The organism is Parabacteroides goldsteinii DSM 19448 = WAL 12034, assembly GCF_000969835.1.
Lineage (GTDB): Bacteria > Bacteroidota > Bacteroidia > Bacteroidales > Tannerellaceae > Parabacteroides > Parabacteroides goldsteinii.
Window position 1 is genome coordinate 3,250,128 of the sequence record NZ_KQ033912.1, and the last position, 18,858, is coordinate 3,268,985.

Below are 18,858 nucleotides of genomic sequence, written 5' to 3' on the forward strand. Positions count from 1 at the left end.
ATCTTGATTAATTATGAAATACGTGAAACTCTTTTTGTTGACAGTTGTGGTACTTTGTTCATTTAGTAATGAAAAAATACCCAAGATCGATTTACCTGCACACACTCCTAAACAGACTGCGCAAATGAGTAAATTGTTCCGTAAAGTAAGGTATGTTCCTCTGGAAACGACAGATGATTGTTTACTTTCTTATATCCATGTGCAGAAGATACAAGATTATATATTGGCCTGGGATTACGATAGCTGTTGTTTGTTTAGTGCTAAAGATGGAAAATTTATACGGAGAATAGGGCATAAAGGCGATGATCCGGAAGCTGTCTTTTCATTTTATGAGAATTTCTATAATCCGTATGATGGGCTCCTCTATTTTCAGGGTGTTGAAGGGATTCGGGTTAAGTACGGACTGGATGGTAAATATGTTGGTAAAATGAAAGTCCCTTTATCGACTGGTGTCTCTCCTCAATTTGTAGTACCATTGGACTTAACGACTTTTTGTGCTTTTTTTGCGAATAGAAGTGGACGGGAGAAAAAAAGAATAGTTTTATTTGATCATAACGGAAATGTAAAAAAAGAGTTTCCTAATCATCATTTCGTAGAAACAAAAAGGTATATTCTTGATACGGGTGATGGGCTTACGTATAGATATAAAGATAATCTTTATTTTAAAGAAATGTTTATAGATACGGTTTATCAAGTTAGTCAAAATCAGTTGAAGGCTGAATATGTTTTAAATATAACATCCCGTTCTGTACCTTATAAAGAACGTTATGACAGACATAAGGAAGCGATATCACCTTATTTTATATATGAAAATGATGTAAATATAGCTTTTCGTTATCATATGAATGGAGTAGGACAACTATGTGTTTATGATAAGCAAGCAGGAGAAAGTTCTTACTATTTATGTGAAAATGGCCCGATTGATGATATCAACGATTTTATGCCTGTTTGGATATCTACGATTTGTGATGATGGAACTTGTCTGGGAGTTTTGAATGCTGGAGATATTTGCGATTATATAGATAAAAGTGGAATATCTTCCAATCCGAATCTCAATTTCCTGAAATCGATTTCACCGGATGACAATCCGGTGGTGGTGTTTATGGAGAACTAAAAAAGAAATTCAGGAAGGTAGAGATGAGGTGTTAGAAAAGGTTGTAGAGTTAATAAATGAGAAGGACTTTAAATCTAAAATGTAAAGATGGATATTCTTATCTGCTACATATTTACTATCTTTGCAGTCTGTTATTGGAATATCTTAATAAATCGACGATATGATTCTATTCTTTCAATCTCCAACAAAGACGGTGCTGGCTGTTGAGGCGGCACATGCTTTCTCTCCTGAAGATGTTCAAAAGCTCGTTTGGTTGTTTAGTGAAGCCGCTCCACTCCAATCCGAAACATTGGATGGATGGTATGTTGGTCCGCGCCGGGAAATGATTACCCCGTGGAGTACCAATGCTGTGGAAATCACTCAGAACATGGGCTTGAGCGGTATCTCACGTATCGAAGAATACTTCCCAGTTTCTTCCGGTGAAGCTGATCACGACCCGATGTTGCAACGTATCTACAACGGCCTGAACCAGGATATCTTCACAATCAGTAAACAACCGGATCCGATTGTTTATATCGAGGATATTGCAGCTTACAACAAAAAAGAAGGATTGGCTTTGAGCGACGAAGAGGTTTCTTACCTCAATGAAGTAAGCCAGAAGCTGGAACGTAAGCTGACCGACAGCGAAGTGTACGGTTTTGCACAGGTAAACTCGGAACACTGCCGTCATAAAATCTTCGGCGGTACATTCGTTATCGACGGAGAAGAGAAAGAAAGTTCTCTTTTTAATCTGATTAAGAAAACTTCGGCAGAAAATCCGAACAAGCTGGTTTCTGCTTATAAAGATAATGTGGCTTTCAATGAAGGTCCGATGATCGAACAGTTTGCTCCGGCAAGCGGTGACAAACCTGACTTTTATGAGGTAAAAGAAATCAAATCGGTTATCTCGCTGAAAGCTGAAACACACAACTTCCCGACAACGGTTGAACCGTTCAACGGGGCAGCAACCGGATCCGGTGGTGAGATCCGTGACCGTCTGGGCGGAGGTAAGTCTTCTTTGCCTATTGCCGGTACAGCCGTTTACATGACTGCTTATCCGCGTACGGAAGGTGCCCGTGAATGGGAAAAGGTGCTTGATCCGCGTCCCTGGTTGTATCAGACGCCGGAACAGATTCTGATCAAGGCTTCAAACGGTGCTTCCGATTTCGGAAATAAGTTCGGTCAGCCGCTGATCTGCGGTTCGGTGCTGACTTTCGAGCATGAAGAAAACAATAAGAAATATGCTTACGATAAGGTAATCATGTTGGCAGGCGGTGTCGGTTATGCTAATATGCGTGATGCGCTAAAGGGTGATCCGCAGCCCGGCGAAAAGGTGGTGTTGCTGGGTGGTGACAACTATCGTATCGGTATGGGCGGTGGTGCTGTTTCTTCTGTAAACACGGGGCAGTACACCAGCGGTATCGAACTGAATGCCGTGCAGCGTGCTAATCCGGAAATGCAGAAACGTGTATCGAATGTGATTCGTGCCATTGCCGAATCGGATAATAACCCGGTTGTTTCTATCCATGACCATGGTGCAGGCGGTCACCTGAACTGTCTGTCGGAATTGGTGGAAGCTACAGGCGGACATATCGATATGAGCCAGTTGCCTGTCGGTGACCCGACGCTTTCTGCTAAAGAAATCGTAGGTAACGAAAGCCAGGAACGTATGGGCTTGCTGATGAAAGAAGAAGATGTGGCCCGCGTAAGACGTATCGCTGACCGTGAACGTTCTCCGATGTATGTGGTTGGTGAAACGACTAACGATATGAAATTTGTATTCGAGCAGGCTGACGGTGTGAAGCCTATCGATATCAAGTTGGAATATATGTTCGGTAAACCGCCCAGAACGATCATGAAGGATCATACGGTGGAAGAAACATATGCTCCGGTCGTTTACAAAGAATCGGAACTGCATCATTATCTGGAAAACGTACTTCAGCTGGAAGCTGTGGCATGTAAGGACTGGTTGACCAATAAGGTGGACCGTTCCGTAACAGGTAAGATCGCCCGTCAGCAGTGTCAGGGTGAATTGCAGTTGCCGTTGAGTGACCTGGGTGCCGTAGCATTGGATTACCGTGGAAAAGCTGGTATCGCTACTTCTATCGGTCATGCTCCGCAGGTGGCAATGGTTGATCCGGCTGCCGGTTCTGTTATGGCTATTGCCGAATCGTTGACGAACATCGTCTTTGCTCCGTTGGCAGATAAGCTGACAGGTGTTTCTTTGAGTGCCAACTGGATGTGGCCGTGCCGCAACGAAGGGGAAGATGCTCGTCTGTACACTGCTGTTCAGGCCGCTTCCGATTTTGCTTGCGAACTGGGTATCAATATCCCGACGGGTAAAGACTCTTTGTCGATGACACAGAAATATGGCGACGATAAGGTGATTGCTCCGGGTACGGTAATTATTTCTGCCGGTGCTGAGGTAAGCGATATCCGTAAGATTGTTTCTCCGGTATTGGCTCACGAAAAGAACTCTTACATATATTATATAGACTTCTCGTTCGATACGATGAAGCTGGGCGGTTCCGCTTTTGCACAGACTTTGAACAAGTTGGGTGATGAAGTGCCGACTGTAAAGGACAGCGAATATTTCGCTGATGCTTTCAATGCAGTTCAGGATGCTATCGAAAAGGGCCTGATCCTTGCCGGACACGATATTTCTGCCGGTGGTATGATCACAACCTTGCTTGAAATGTGTTTCGCAAACGTAGAAGGCGGTCTGGAAGTCAATCTGGATAAGCTGTCTGAAACAGACATTGTGAAGATCCTGTTTGCTGAAAATCCGGGTATCCTGGTTCAGGTGAAAGACAAGAAGGCTTTCGAGAAGTTGATGGAAGAAGCTGGTGTTGGTTGTGCGGTTATTGCCAAACCGACCGACGAACGTCATATCCTGGTGGAAAAAGAAGGTGTTCAGTATCATTTCGGTATCGACTATATGCGTGACGTATGGTACGAATCGTCTTACAAGCTGGATATCAAGCAGAGCGGTAGCGTATGCGCAGGCAACCGTTTCGAAAACTATAAGATGCAGCCGCTGGAATTTAAGTACGGCAAGAACTTCACCGGTAAGCTGGCTGATTACGGTCTGACTCCCGACCGTAAAGGTAAGAGTGGTATCCGTGCTGCTGTAATCCGTGAAAAGGGTTGCCAGTGCGAACGTGAAACATCTTACGCATTGTATCTGGCCGGTTTCGATGTGAAAGACGTTCACATGACCGACCTGGCTTCGGGACGCGAAACACTGGAAGATGTGAATATGATCGTTTTCTGCGGTGGTTTCTCCAACTCCGACGTTTTAGGTTCAGCCAAAGGATGGGCCGGTGGTTTCTTGTACAACGAAAAGGCTAAGAAAGCATTGGATAACTTCTATGCACGTCCTGACACACTGAGTCTGGGTATCTGTAACGGTTGCCAGTTGATGGCAGAGCTGGGAGTGGTTTATCCGGAACATGAAAAGAAACATAAGATGTTGCATAACGATTCTCACAAGTTGGAATCAAACTTCATCTCTGTGGAAATTCCGAAGAATCATTCAGTCATGTTCGGTCCGATGAGCGGTCAGAAGCTGGGTATCTGGATCACGCACGGAGAAGGAAAATTCTGGTTCCCGTATGAAGAGAAGGAATATCATATCGCACTTAAATATAACTATGAAGGTTATCCTGCCAACCCGAACGGTTCGCCCTGGTCGGTTGCCGGTGTTTGCTCGCATGACGGACGCCACCTGGCTATGATGCCTCACCTGGAACGTGCCTTGTTCCCGTGGCAGTGCGGTCATTATCCTGCCGATCGTAAGGGTGACGAAGTGACTCCGTGGATCGAAGGTTTCGTAAATGCACGCAAGTGGATTGAAGAAAACAAGAAGTAACAGATAAATCTAATGATATTGAAAGGTGCATCTTAAGAGTGAATAACTCTTTCGGTGCACTTTTTTATGGTTGAAGTTCTTAGAATCCAATCAGATTCAGTAAGTTTACACCTTCGTTATACAATGTTGTTTGCTACGGATTCTAATACATAATATTCGATAAGATGGAGAAAAGATCAATGTTTACTATGCTGCTTGTCCTGTTCTTATGTGCAAGTAGCGTTTATTCCCAGACAAAAGTGATTGCCCACCGTGGGTATTGGGATTGTGAAGGTTCTGCTCAGAACTCAATTACGGCTTTGAACAAGGCTCATGAGGTTGGAGCGTATGGCTCTGAATTCGATGTGTCTATAACGGCTGATGGCATTCCGGTTGTTAATCATGATGACAGTATTCAGGGTTTTTGTATAGAAACTTCTCTCTATGAACAACTGAAAGACCTGAAGTTGAAAAACGGAGAAACGTTACCGACTTTGGAAGAATACCTGATACAGGGAAAGAAAAATCAGGGAACTCAGCTTATTCTTGAAATCAAACCTCATAAACGAGTCGTGAATGAAGATAAAGCGGTTGCAACTATTCTTTATCTGGTGCAGAAATACCAGATGGAAGATCAGGTGGAATACATCTCTTTCAGTATGAATATTTGTAAGGAGTTGATCCGCCGTGCCCCGAGTGCCCAGGTTTCTTATCTTCGTGGAGAAGTTTCACCGGCAGACCTGAAGGTATTAGGTTTTTCCGGCCTGGATTATCATTATAAAGTTTTTGACAAACATCCCGAATGGATTCAGGAAGCCAAAGATGCCGGCCTGACTATCAATGTGTGGACGGTGGACGATCCGGCTGTAATGGAATCGTTCGTTGCAAAGAATGTCGATTTTATCACTACGGATAAACCGGTGCAACTGAAGGAGATAATAGGGAAATAACCCGTTATGCTGCAAGGAATAATTGCAGGAAGTAAATATTCTTTTTCAGATATTTCAACGCTTCATTGATGTGTCTTTCCACTGTCTTTGGGGTAATATCGAGTCTTTCGGCAATTTCTTTATAGCTAAGTTGTTCATGGCGGCTCAGGTAAAAGACCTCCTTTTGCCTGGGCGGCAATTCGTTTACCAGCCGTTCAATATAAATCCGCAGATCTTTTGCATGCAATTCCTCTTCTATATCATAAGCCTTGTCGTAAGCTGCAAGGATAGACATTTTATAGAAAGTTTCGTTGAAATTTTTCTTTGAATTGCTGAAAATCATATTCCGGGTGATGATGAACAGTAATCCTTCCAGATTTTCATTTTCATTTACATAACTGCGTATATCCCATAATTTGATAAATACTTCCTGTACTACTTCCTCGGTGGTAGAATCGTTTGTGTAATAGAGTCTGCAAAACTTGTAGACTTTATCGCAGTACTTGTGATACAAAGAAGTAAAGGCCTCCTCGCTACCGTTTTTTAATGCCAGTATTAGTGTTTGATTATCCAATTTAGCTTCTTTATTGATTATTGCAAAGATAGAAAAGAATTGAAGAATAGCAAAAGTCTCTTTGAGAGAGAGTCGGTTTTGTTAAAATAAAAAAAGTTTGATATTCTTTTGGGGGATAACTCTGAATTTGGAGTATTTAGTGTTAGATATGAAGGAAATGAAAGAAGAAGATATTATAAAAAAGGCCCTGGCAGGCGGACTGACTGATAAGGAAAAAGAATTTCTGGCCGGTCGGGAACCTGTTTTACGCCATTTGAAAGAACAGTGGAATGAACCGGGAGATTCGTTTCTTAGTCCTGTGGCTAAAGAGCGGGTGCTGGGCCGGGTTATGCGGAAGATACATCCTTATAATACCCGTCGGGACTATTGGATGAAATATGCGGTAGCGGCCTCTCTGGCTCTGCTTATTTCGGTTGGCTCCTGGTTGATAGGACAAAGCGGGACAAAAGAGAAAACTATTTATGTGGTAAGTGCCGGCCGGCAGTCGATGGAGTCGTTCTATCTGCCGGATGGTAGCCATGTGTCGTTGAATGCCGGCGGAAGATTAACTTATCCGGAGTCGTTTGACGGAGAAAGACGGGAAGTCTCTTTGTCCGGGCAGGCTTTTTTTGAGGTACACCATGATCCGGAACACCCTTTCATTGTGAAAACAAAAAGTATGGATATAAAGGCATTGGGGACTGCTTTCGAAGTCTTTTGTGTTGACTCCCTTTCTTATGCGGAAATGATTCTGGCAGAGGGGGCGGTCGAAGTAAGCACAAAGAAAGAGCGGGAGAAAGGTGATGTCTTACTGGTTAAGCCTGATGAAAAACTGGCTTATGTGATGGGCGGAAAAGCCGAAATCATGCAAGTAAATGCCGATCAGTATTCATCCTGGCGCAGGGAAGGGAGGCCAAATTTCAAAAATGAAAAGTTGGGAATGATCCTTCCCCGTCTGGAAAGCTGGTATGGCATAAGTATAAAATGTCCGTCTGAACTGGCCGGTAAATATAGTTTTACCTTTTCTATTCATGATGAATCGTTGGAACTTTTGCTGGATATCATATCCAAGAGTTCTCCGGTTGCTTATCGTAAAAAAGGAGACAGCTTTGTCTTGTATGAGAAAGTTAATAAATAATTATGTTAAACTTAAATCAGGGATATATGAAAAACAAACAAACCGGATAATGAGAGACAGTAGGAATACTGGCTGATAAAGAGAAAGAAAAAACGCATATTTATTTTATCTAATTATTAATATGAACAAACGAGTTATTTTGTTGAAAGATGTGTTCTGTAAACAATTCAAAAAACAGATCACACAATTGTTTCTGGTAGGTGCGATAGGCCTGGTTCCTATTTCGGCTTTTGCACAAGTCTATCAAATTACCATGAAGAAAAGTAACGCACCTCTGTCGTCTGTGATTGCAGAAATAGAGAAAGAGAGCGGCTATACTTTCTTTTATAATGATGACCAGATTAATCTGGGTAAGAAGGTTTCAATCGATGTTACCGATGCTTCTCTGGATGTAGTATTGAACCATATGTTCAAGAATACAGGATACGTTTACCGTATTGTAAATAATCAGATCGTGGTTTCAAAATCATCCGAAGGGGGGATTGCACGTACATCGTCAGTGAATACGACTCAGCAGCAGAAAAGTGTTACGATCAAAGGTGTCGTGAAAGATGCGCATGGCGAGCCTGTTATCGGGGCCAGCGTGGTGGAAGCCGGTACGACAAACGGAACTGTAACCGATTTTGATGGTAATTTTGTCCTGACACTGTCAGGAAGAGATAAGCACGTGCTTATCTCTTATATTGGCTATACAACAAAAAATATTACATTGAAAGATGGTCAGACTTCGGTTAATGTTATTTTAGAAGAAGATTCTGAATTACTGGATGAAGTAGTGGTTGTAGGTTATGGTACACAAAAGAAAGTGAACCTGACCGGCTCGGTAGCTGCGATCAGTTCTGAAGAAATCAAAGACCGTGTACAGACAAATGTGTTGGCCGCTGTCCAGGGTACGGTTCCCGGTGTAACGGTTATTTCCCGTCCGGGTTCGACACCTTCAATCAATTTCCGTGGTCGCGGTAACCTGGGTACTTCTTCTCCCTTATATGTGATCGATGGTGCGATTGCTGATGCCGACTTGTTTTCAAACCTGGATCCGAACAGTATTGAGACTATCTCTTTCCTGAAAGATGCCTCTTCTTCTGCAATTTACGGTTCACGTGCCGCTTATGGTGTAGTATTGGTTACAACTAAACGCGGTCAGAAAGAAAAGATGAATGTTTCTTACAGCGGCTATGTCGGAATGAAGATGCCGACTTATCTGCCGGACGTACTCGATTCATGGGATTATGCGACCTTGTTGAACGAAGCATTCTATAATCGTGATGCAAGCAATGGTAAAAATGCCGCTTATTCGGAAGATGAGATCAAGTGGTTCCGGGACGGTTCGAAACCGGATTATTATCCGAATACGAAATGGGCGGACCTGGTGCTCGATAATCCGGTGGTTACCACACAGCATTCGTTGAATTTTAGCGGTGGTAGCGATAAAGTACGTTTCTTCTCCGGATTGGGGTATCTGTATGATGATAAGTTCATGCCGGGACAAAGCTCACAGCGTTATAATCTGGATATCAATGTGGCTGCCGATGTAACAAAATGGCTGACATTGAAATCGGGCGTGAAGTTTATCCGTAGTACTAATAAAACGGAACATGGAGTTGCTTCGATCGGAAATTTCCTGATGGTACCTTCTACGATGGTTGCGCAGCAGTCGAACGGTGAATGGGGGTCCATTGCCGGAGGAAAGGCGGCTACCCAGTCGTTTATGAACGGTAACCCGTTGCGTGCCCTGAGCAAGAATAATTGGTCGGACGGTAAGACCGATAATACAATGATCGATCTGGGATTCGATCTTAAACCTGTTAAAGGCTTGGTGATCTCCGGACAAGGTGCATTCAAAGGATGGGAAAGTAAATCAAGAGGGTATACCGCTTTGCAGGATAATGTAAAGAATTTTGAAACAGGTGCTGAAATCCCTGGAACCGGTGTGTATACAAATGAAATGAATATGTTCTGGCAGAGTGAAAACCGGACCATGTATACATTGACAGCCCGCTACGACTGGTCGAATAAAGTACATAATATCGGTATACTGGCCGGTACCTCGTACGAACATTATAAATATGAACGTCTTTATGCAAAATGGAAAGATTTTGTAACGGATGATCTGGAAGATATGACGACCGGTGGAGAGATCAGCAAAGATCAACCGGACCAGAATTCGTATGGTACGCCGCTGAGAGAATATAAGATCCTTTCTTATTTCGGTCGTTTGAATTATAGCCTGCTGGATCGTTATCTGTTTGAAGCCAACCTGCGTGCGGATGCTTCCTCCCGTTTCCATAAAGATAACCGTTGGGGGATCTTCCCGTCTTTCTCTGCCGGATGGCGTATCAACCAGGAGGACTTCATGCAACAGATCGATTGGATCAATAACCTGAAAGTCCGTGCTTCATGGGGTACGTTGGGTAATATTAATAACGTAGGTAATTACGATTATTTCCAGCTGTATAATAATGGTGCAGATTATAACTTCGATAATGAAGCGGTAAAGGGAGTATTGGAATCGAAACCGGCAAACGAGAAATTAGGTTGGGAAACGGTTGCCTTGACCGATATAGGTGTCGACTTCGATATCTTCAACGGACTACTGAGTTTAACTGCTGATTACTATGTGAAGAATACCAGTGATATCTTACTGAGTTACAATGTACCGTTAGAAACGGGTATCTGGTCTAACCCTTCGCAAAATATAGCCAAGGTGCGTAACAGTGGTTTTGAGTTGGCTTTGACGCATCGCAAATCGTTCGGTGATTTCTCTTATATGGTAAGTGCCAATATTGCAACCAACCATAATGAGATCAAAGACATGGGTGAATCTGATGATATTATCCAGAATGGAGGTGACAAGATACGTTATATCCTGCGTGAAGGCGAGTCGATCGGTTCTTTCTTCGGATTGAAAACAGACGGGTTGTATACACAGGAGGAGATCGATGCCGGTCATTATTATACTTACGGTCGTAAACCGAAAGCCGGTGATATCAAGTATGTTCCGCAACGTGAAAATGTAGAATGGGGTAGTGCCATTAACGGAGAAGATCGTACGATTATCGGTAAAGATGTGCCTGACTTTACATATGGTATTAATTTGAATCTGCAATATAAAGACTTCGAGCTTTCTATTTTTGGACAAGGTGTATCCGGAACAATGGCTGGTTTTGAATCTGAACAGGTTTCTGCTTTTATGTTGAACTCAAACCCGCGTAAGTTCCATCTGGGACGCTGGACGGAGGAGAATCCGAATCCGCGTGCTGTTTATCCCCGTATTTATGGCGGACACAGTCTGGATGATTATAATCAGTATTTCTCAGATTACCAATTGTTTGATGCAGACTATTTCCGTATCAAGACTATTTCTCTGGGCTATCGTGTTCCGTCTAATCTCATTTCCAAATGGGGAATGTCTTCTTTGAAATTTTTCCTGACCGGTGAAAACCTGTTTACATTGCGTGCCGATCATGTGATGAAAGATTTCGATCCTGAAGCCTCTTCCGGACGTGGTATCGGTTCGTTAGGAACCAAGTCGGTTGCTTTCGGCGTGAACGTATCTTTTTAATCGATTCAATAATTTAAAATTAAGTAAGAGTAATGGTAAATCTAAATATAAAGAAATGGGCAGTGTTTGGCTTGATAACTGCCTCTTTTACAGCTTGTGATTTGGACGTGATTCCGCCATCCGATATATCGGCAGAAAGTTTCTGGACATCGGAGAAAGATGCATGGTACGGTTTGAATGCTTGTTATGCACAAGGTAACGGTTTTGATATCTGGGATGAGATGTGTACGGATAATGCCCATAGCCATAAACCCTGGGAAGGCCCGTACGAATCTATCCAGCAAAGTGAACTGAGTACGGCGGAAGACCGTGGATATAATTTCAGTACGGTTCGTATTGTAAACAACTTCCTGGAGAAGGTGGATAACTGTGAAATGGACGAAACCCTGAAAGAAAGGATGAAGGCGGAAGCTCGTTTTTTCCGTGCCCAAGCTTATCTGGATCTGACAACTAAATTCGGAAAAGTGCCGGTCGTAACAACGGTGATGGAATATGATGCTCCGAACGTTCCGCGTGACCCGGTCGATAAAGTGCAGTCTTTTATCCTGGATGAACTGGCTGCTATCGCTGCTGTCCTGCCGGACAAATACAACGGTGGTTATACAGAGGAAACCGGGCGTATCACACGTGCCGCCGCTTTGGCTTTGCGTGCACGTGCCGCACTGTATTTCGGTAATTACACGGAGGCCGAGGCTTCGGCTAACACCATTATTAAAGAGGGACACCATTCATTGTTCCGTGTGACGTCTTTGAATGAAGCACAGCGAAAAGAAGCGGAAGAATTAGGTCAGTTCATTGATTTTGAAGCAAAGGGTATCGATAAGGACAAATTTGCAAAAGGACTGTTCAGCTATGAAGCGCTTTGGCATCATGACAATGCTTCTCCTTCCAATCCTGAGTATATCCAGACCCGCGAATACATGAATGACGATAATAACAATGACTGGGCGCGTTATACGTATATCCGTCCCAGCCAGATGGGATCAGGATACTCTTCATTCGAACCGATGCAGGACCTGGTGGATGCCTATTGGGATATTGATGGCAAGACAGTCCGTTCGTTGATCCCGATGGAAACTCGTAAAACAAATTTCGAGGTGATTAATGCTGAGGTGGATGGCCTGGACCAGGCAGCCTATATAGCAAAGGTTCCGACTATGGATCTTACAAAATTTGCTTATATGCAGGAGTTCCGTAACCGTGACAGCCGTTTGTATGCTTCTATCCAGTTCCCGTTCAAGGGTTGGCACGAAACTGACTTTAAAGGCGGCACGTTCTATTACAGATGGGATCCGACTAAAGCCGGACTGGACGGAAATGAGTCATGGAGCGGATATAGCTATCGTAAAATGGTGGCATTGAGTCCATATAACGATTATAACAGTTCTGATGATTATCCTGTCATTCGTTATGCCGAAGTGTTACTCACTTTCGCTGAAGCCCGTATTGTCAATTCTGGTTGGGATGGTGAAGTGCAGGCTGCATTGAATGATCTGCGTGACCGTTGCGGAATGCCGAATGTGCCGGCTACCATGCCTTCAAAAGATGCAGCTTTGGAATTTGTACGTAATGAACGCCGTATAGAACTGGCCGGCGAAGGACATCGTTATGATGATATCCGCCGTTATGGTTCGGCCTATGGGCAGAAGTCTATGAATGGAATTACATATGCTCCGAACGGATATAAACTGATCGAAAAGAAATGGAACGACCGTATCCTTCTGATGCCTATACCTCAAAATGCAATGGACTTGAACCCGCTTCTGAAAGACGATCAGAATCCAGGGTATTAATTAACCTTAGTTCCGGGCCATCCGGTATGAAGGATGGCCCGCTTTTCTTAACTTATTCGCACTTTATATATTTAAAATACTTATGAGAAGAATTGTTTATTCATTGTTTTTACTGGCTGTATTAGCCGGTTTTACCTGTAATCAGTCGGTGGCGCAGGTTAAAATGATTCCGACACCAGCTCCAGAACGTCCTGCCGGGCAGGTAGATGTTTTGAACTTGTCTTGCGATCCTATCCCGACAGTACGTATTGCGTATATCGGTCTGGGTATGCGTGGAAGCGGAGCCGTTTATCGTTCTACTTTCCTGGAAGGGGTAGAGGTGAAAGCTCTTTCTGACCTGAATAGTGATTACGTGAAAAGTGCGCAAAAAACGTTGACGGATAAAAAACTACCCGCTGCCGATGAATATACCGGTTCGGAAGACTGGAAAAAGATCTGTGAACGGGATGACATCGACCTGGTTTATATTTGCACAGACTGGTTGAAACATACTCCTATGGCTGTTTATGCGATGGAGCATGGCAAACATGTGGCTGTAGAAGTTCCTGCTGCCATGTCGATCGATGAATGCTGGCAGTTGGTTAATACGGTAGAAAAGACTCGTAAGCACTGTATGATGCTTGAAAACTGTTGTTATGACTTCTTTGAAATGGCTACCTTGAATATGGCTCAACAGGGTGTATTCGGTGAGGTGATCCATGGGGAGGGGGCTTACATCCATGACTTGCGTTCATTGAATTTCTATCCGAGTGAAAAGGGCGGTTATCAGGGAATGTGGCGTTTGAAATATAACGAGGAACATACCGGAAATCCGTATCCGACCCATGGATTGGGGCCGATCTGTCAGATTATGAATATTCACAGAGGGGATAAAATGAATTATCTGGTATCCATGTCCACTAAACAGGTCGGGATGACTGAATATGCCAAAGAAACTTTCGGAGCCGATTCGAAAGAAGCCAAACAGACCTATAAAGTAGGTGACATGAATACCACATTGATTCAGACGGAGAAAGGAAAGACTATTCTGATTCAGCATGATGTAACCAGTCCGCGTCCGTACGACCGCCATCATGTTGTTAGCGGAACGAAAGGTTTTGCCCAGAAATATCCCGTAGAAGGTATTGCGCTGGAGCCTGAAGCACACGAATTCCTGAGTAAGGTGCAAATGGATTCTATCATGGCTTTGTATGAACATCCGATAACTAAAGAGGTCGGAGAAAAAGCCCGGAAAGTAGGAGGCCATGGCGGTATGGACTTTATTATGGATTATCGCCTTATTTACTGTCTGCGTAACGGTTTGCCGCTGGATCAGGATGTATATGATGCAGCCGAATGGTCCTGCCTGACCGAACTGACGGAAACATCCGTGAAGAATGGAGGCGCCCCGGTCGAAATCCCGGACTTTACCCGTGGTGCATGGGATAAGCTGAAAGGGTTACGGTTCGCTGAATAGTTACGGGCTTAAAATCAATATCAGAAAAAGTCTCCCAGGTTATTTCCCGGGGAGGCTTTTTTTGTTTTCAATATATTGGCTGGGGGATTCTCCAAATTGTTTTTTGAAACATTCCCTGAAATACTTCGGAGAAGTGAATCCTGTTTGATAAGCAATTTCAGTGATGTTTAAATCACTTTTCAATAAAAGTTTGGCTGCTTGGTTTAAACGGATGTCACGAATGAAATCGTTTGGAGTTTTTCCGGTAAGATTTTTTAGTTTTTTGAAAAATGGACTTCGGCTCATGCCTGCATTTTTAGATAGGTCATCTACTTTTAAATCCGGATTGGATACATTTGCTTTTATGAATTCGATGATTTCCAGTAGAAAGGTTGCATCTTTATCTTCTGTTACAAATTCTTCCGGTTCTAGAGCGGACAATGTTGCATAGCGGCGGGATATAAGCTCCCTACTTTTTAATACGTTCTTGATTTTTGTTTTTAAAATTTCCGGATTGAACGGTTTGGTGATATAATCATCAGCACCGACTGTCAGGCCTTCTATCTGGTCGGTTTCTGAACTCAAAGCTGTTATCATAATGAAAGGGATGTGGCAAGTTTGTATGTCCTGTTTGATTTGTACACAAAGTTGCTTTCCATCTATTTCTGGCATCAGAATATCGGAAATAATAATATCCGGACTGTCTTTTCGCGCTATATCCAGTGCTATGGCTCCATTTTCCGCTTCTATTACGTTATACTTATTATTCAGAATACTCTTAATAAATTCCCGGAGATCATGGTTGTCTTCTGCTATCAATATGGTTGGGAAACTTGAATTGGTTTCCTGAATATCCTGTTCGTTCAGCATTTTCGTTAGATATGCCCGGTCTTTTTCTTTATTAGGTCGATTGTTCTTCTCAACTGTCGGGATAATTATTACTTCATTTGTTGTTGCATTTTTATAAGGGATGTGAATGGTGAATATTGTACCTTTATTCACTTCGCTTTCCATATCGATACTTCCATGATGTAACTCTACCAGACTCTTCACTAATGACAGGCCGATACCGGTACCATTAGGTATATCTCCGTCTAACTGGTAGAAGCGATCGAATATAACCTTTTGCTTATTAACGGGAATTCCTTTCCCTGTGTCTTTTACCGAGAGGCTTAATAAATTACCTTTTTCCAGTGTAACACAAACTTCTACTGTCCCATTTTCAGGAGTATATTTTATGGCGTTTGAAATTAAATTGTATAGTATTTTTTCTATAATATTGGGATCGATAGAGCAGACAAAATCATCTTTGTCGGCATGAAAGATGAGTGTAATATTTTTCTCTCCGGCTAAAGGCTGGAAGTATGCAACACCGTGTTTAATGGAAGATATAATGTCTATATTAATCGGATTAAAGGTGAAGCAACCGGACTCTACTTTTGAAAAATCCAGAAGCCTGTTCACTAAGTCCAGTAGTTTATAAGCATTGTTTTTTATTGTAGTGAGATAATTCTCTCGGAGGGAAACTCTGCCTTTAGTATTACTTATGGCTTCCAAAGGGCTGATAATAAGCGTTAATGGCGTTCTGAATTCGTGGGTGATATTGGAAAAGAACTGTGATTTTAACTGGTTTAATTTTTCTAGTTGTGCCCGTTCGAACTGTTCCCTGTTAAGCTGATTTTGCATTTTCAACCGATTAGTATAAATTCTGATTGAAATAAAAATAATACCTCCGATTATTATTGTATAGATAAAATAAGCCCATGTTGTTCGCCACCAGGGAGGAAGTATCGTTATTTTCAGAGAGGCTCCTTTTTCGTTCCAGACACCGTCGTTGTTGGAGGCTTTAACCCGGAACAGGTAAGTTCCGGGGTTTAAATTCGTATAGGTTGCCATGTGTTGTGTCCCGACATAGTGCCAGTTATTGTCGTAATTTTCTAATTTATAGGCGTATTGGTTTTTAGGTGTGTTTGTATAGTTGAGTGCAACGAAGTCTATGCTGAAAATAGACTGTTTAAACGGGATTGTTATCTCTTTGTTTGAAGGGACAGGGATACGTGATATATCCCCATTTGTTTTATTTTGGGGGGAATCATCATATAACCGGTAGTGAGTAATGATAACCCCAGGGGCATAAGGATTCATTTTTATTTGATCCGGACGGAAACAGTATATTCCGTCTACACAACCAAAGAAGAAAGTTCCGTCGGCACCTTTTTCGAAACTCATATCATTGAATTCAGTTCCGACAATTCCATCTTTTAGTCCGAAGTTTATGAATTGGTAAGAAGACAGATTCAGGCAACTGAGTCCGCGATCGGTCGATATCCAGAGTTTATTATTCGGTTCGTCATACAATAAGCCTTTGATACTTTCGCTTGGCAGTCCGTCTTCCACCTGAAATATTCGATGTTTTTGTTCTTTGTGTGAATATTTGATGAGCCCTTGCCGTGTTCCAAGCCAAAGCGTATCTTGGATTGGGCAGATCGGGATAATTGTGTTTGCCAGTGAATAGGGTTGTTCTTGGTTGGCGAGAAAATTTCTTGTAAAAGAATCCTCTTCCGGATCGTATAAATATAGTCCACAGTTTGTTGCTACCCAGAGTTGGTGGTTGTCGTCTTCGATAACCGAGGTTATCAGATCGGGATAAATGTATTTTTTTAGTTCTTTCGTATTCCCGGGGAGAGTATGTAACTTCGGATCGTAGCAGAACAGTCCGCTGTTATCTGTTCCTATCCATATTCTGTGTTGAGAATCTTCATACAAAGATTTGATTGAGCTTGATGGGGATAAGCTCTTTTCTATTAGTTTGTTTATTGGTTCGGTTAAGTTTCTGGGACCGGATATGATTAGCGATTTTTTGTAAGTGCCCAGCCACAATAAACCCCGGCTATCTTTCAGAATGGTATTGATTGTTGTTTCGCTTAGTTGAGGGGCTATTTGGTTTATAGCAGTATTGTCAATTTTATAAGTTCTGCTATCCAGCGAATAGACTCCTTTTGTATTTAATCCGGCTAATATTGATTGATTATCCAATGTCTCCAATGCAAAAACACAATGGATAGTAGAAGGCGTATTATACTTGGGTGAAAGCGACAAGTGTACAAACCTGTTCCGGTTCGGATCAAATTTATTTATTCCACCATTGATCGTTCCTATCCATATTGTTTGTGTGGAATCTACATATAATGAAGTGATTCCTTCCGAATTGAGATTTACATTTTTGTGTGTATTGTTTATATATTGAAATTCGTCAGTATATATATTGTAGCAAGCAAGACCATCTTCTTCGGTTCCTAACAAGGCAAAAGTATCTTTATAAAAATGAATGTCCAGAATGGTCTGTCCGGATAGTTTGTTAAGGTTTTTCCCGTATAGATAAAAGCCGTGACTTTGTGTACCTATCCAAAAATTTCCTTTTGGATCAGTAGCAATGGTTGTGACTGTCTCAGAATTGAATGTTGAGTCGATTGCAGTTTGATAAAAGGTTTCTTCGATAGGATCGAAGTGTATGATACCCTTATTTCTTCCTCTTATCAGTAAAGAACTTTTGTCCTGCTCAATAGCCTTGATTCCCTGAGAAGCTCTATATATTTTGAGTCCTTCTGTGTTTAGGTCGAATGAAATCAGACACCCTTCTTCTGTTCCGATCCATAAAGTATTATTTCTGTCCTCAAAAAGAGAGGAGATGTTGTAGTTGGAATGTGGGCTATCCGTGGTTTCGAAGTTGAATTGTTCGAAACAGTCTTTTTCCGAAATGTATTTGCATAGGCCTGTATTTGTTCCGATCCAAAGATTGTCTTTTGAGTCCTGATATATGTAGGAGATGTAATTATTAGGAATTGATGTCGAATCATTTTGTATATGATTGTATATGGTCATTTCGTAGCCATCGTATTTATTGAGTCCGTTTTTAGTGCCGATCCAAATGAGTCTGTCCTTATCCTGCTTAATATCTGTGATATAGTTTTGGGATAATCCATCGGCTATTGTTATGTGTTCAAACCAGAAATCTGGAAAGTTTATTCCGCTTACCTGGAAAACAAAGAAAAGGATTGATAATATTATCAAATTTGTAATTCGTATCATCTTTATAATTTTGAGCCTTAGTACTAGGAGAACTATGTTAATAAAATTAAATATTAAGTCTATTTAATCAGTTTTTTAATATGGCTAGTTATCTTGAACTAAGCTAGTTTTTCCATATATCTTCTAGAGATTATATCTAAAGTACCTTAGTGCCTAAAATGTACTTAAGGTAAACTCTCTAGTACATATTAATATAAACACTTTTTGATCAAAACAACTGTTCATATTAATAAACTTATTGACTGGTCTGAAAAATGAATTTTGATAACATAGTTCTCCTAGGACTATAGTATTATTATGTATTTTGCTAATGCCTTGTTAATTATTTGTTTATGATCGGCTTAGTACAATCTTATCCCTATAAAAACCAATTTTTATCCCTTCAAGTACAATATTATCTTCTGTTAAATCTGATT

9 protein-coding genes are annotated in these 18,858 nt (G+C 41.9%); 7 read left to right on the forward strand and 2 right to left on the reverse strand.

The window, feature by feature from the left end:
- Positions 1 to 13 precede the first annotated feature (13 nt).
- The 3 genes from HMPREF1535_RS11890 (at position 14) to HMPREF1535_RS11900 (ending at position 5,893) form a co-directional block, all read left to right on the forward strand.
- Positions 14 to 1,114 carry a 6-bladed beta-propeller gene (locus HMPREF1535_RS11890; RefSeq protein ID WP_046146231.1) on the forward strand — a complete coding sequence of 367 codons (1,101 nt, stop codon included), beginning with the start codon at positions 14 to 16 and terminating at the stop codon, positions 1,112 to 1,114.
- Positions 1,115 to 1,274: 160 nt separating this feature from the next.
- Positions 1,275 to 4,964 (forward strand): phosphoribosylformylglycinamidine synthase, encoded by a 3,690-nt coding sequence (purL, locus tag HMPREF1535_RS11895; RefSeq protein ID WP_046146232.1) that lies wholly within the window; start codon positions 1,275 to 1,277, stop codon positions 4,962 to 4,964.
- A 164-nt stretch (positions 4,965 to 5,128) separates the two neighbouring features.
- Entirely contained in the window at positions 5,129 to 5,893 is a 765-nt protein-coding gene (locus tag HMPREF1535_RS11900; RefSeq protein WP_046146233.1) for a glycerophosphodiester phosphodiesterase family protein, read from the forward strand.
- Positions 5,894 to 5,897: 4 nt separating this feature from the next.
- Here HMPREF1535_RS11900 and HMPREF1535_RS11905 read toward each other — a convergent pair whose 3' ends face one another.
- Complete coding sequence (locus HMPREF1535_RS11905) at positions 5,898 to 6,446, reverse strand: RNA polymerase sigma-70 factor (protein ID WP_009859765.1); 549 nt, start codon at positions 6,444 to 6,446, stop codon at positions 5,898 to 5,900.
- A 157-nt stretch (positions 6,447 to 6,603) separates the two neighbouring features.
- Between HMPREF1535_RS11905 and HMPREF1535_RS11910 the strand changes: the two genes are divergently transcribed.
- The 4 genes from HMPREF1535_RS11910 to HMPREF1535_RS11925 all read left to right on the forward strand — a co-directional run bounded on the left by HMPREF1535_RS11910 (position 6,604) and on the right by HMPREF1535_RS11925 (position 14,374).
- Positions 6,604 to 7,563: a FecR family protein gene (locus HMPREF1535_RS11910; protein ID WP_232434964.1), complete on the forward strand. Its 960-nt coding sequence runs from the start codon at positions 6,604 to 6,606 to the stop codon at positions 7,561 to 7,563.
- Positions 7,564 to 7,684: 121 nt separating this feature from the next.
- Entirely contained in the window at positions 7,685 to 11,125 is a 3,441-nt protein-coding gene (locus HMPREF1535_RS11915) for a TonB-dependent receptor (protein ID WP_046146234.1), read from the forward strand.
- A gap of 32 nt (positions 11,126 to 11,157) precedes the next feature.
- Positions 11,158 to 12,918, forward strand: a complete 1,761-nt coding sequence (locus HMPREF1535_RS11920) for a RagB/SusD family nutrient uptake outer membrane protein (RefSeq protein WP_046146235.1) — start codon at positions 11,158 to 11,160, stop codon at positions 12,916 to 12,918.
- 82 nt (positions 12,919 to 13,000) lie between these two features.
- Positions 13,001 to 14,374, forward strand: coding sequence for a Gfo/Idh/MocA family protein (locus tag HMPREF1535_RS11925; protein WP_046146236.1), 1,374 nt, complete (start codon positions 13,001 to 13,003; stop codon positions 14,372 to 14,374).
- Between the two features lie 39 nt (positions 14,375 to 14,413).
- Here the strand turns inward: HMPREF1535_RS11925 and HMPREF1535_RS11930 are convergent, their stop codons facing one another.
- On the reverse strand, positions 14,414 to 18,442 hold the full coding sequence (locus HMPREF1535_RS11930; protein WP_046146237.1) for a hybrid sensor histidine kinase/response regulator transcription factor: 4,029 nt from the start codon (positions 18,440 to 18,442) through the stop codon (positions 14,414 to 14,416).
- Positions 18,443 to 18,858 lie beyond the last annotated feature (416 nt).

Coding starts and splice junctions, on each gene's coding strand:
- HMPREF1535_RS11900 (WP_046146233.1), top strand. CDS start 5,129: ATGGAGAAAAGATCAATGTTTACTATGCTGCTTGTCCTGTTCTTATGT.
- HMPREF1535_RS11890 (WP_046146231.1), top strand. CDS start 14: ATGAAATACGTGAAACTCTTTTTGTTGACAGTTGTGGTACTTTGTTCA.
- HMPREF1535_RS11915 (WP_046146234.1), top strand. CDS start 7,685: ATGAACAAACGAGTTATTTTGTTGAAAGATGTGTTCTGTAAACAATTC.
- HMPREF1535_RS11920 (WP_046146235.1), top strand. CDS start 11,158: ATGGTAAATCTAAATATAAAGAAATGGGCAGTGTTTGGCTTGATAACT.
- purL (WP_046146232.1), top strand. CDS start 1,275: ATGATTCTATTCTTTCAATCTCCAACAAAGACGGTGCTGGCTGTTGAG.
- HMPREF1535_RS11925 (WP_046146236.1), top strand. CDS start 13,001: ATGAGAAGAATTGTTTATTCATTGTTTTTACTGGCTGTATTAGCCGGT.
- HMPREF1535_RS11930 (WP_046146237.1), bottom strand. CDS start 18,442: ATGATACGAATTACAAATTTGATAATATTATCAATCCTTTTCTTTGTT.
- HMPREF1535_RS11910 (WP_232434964.1), top strand. CDS start 6,604: ATGAAAGAAGAAGATATTATAAAAAAGGCCCTGGCAGGCGGACTGACT.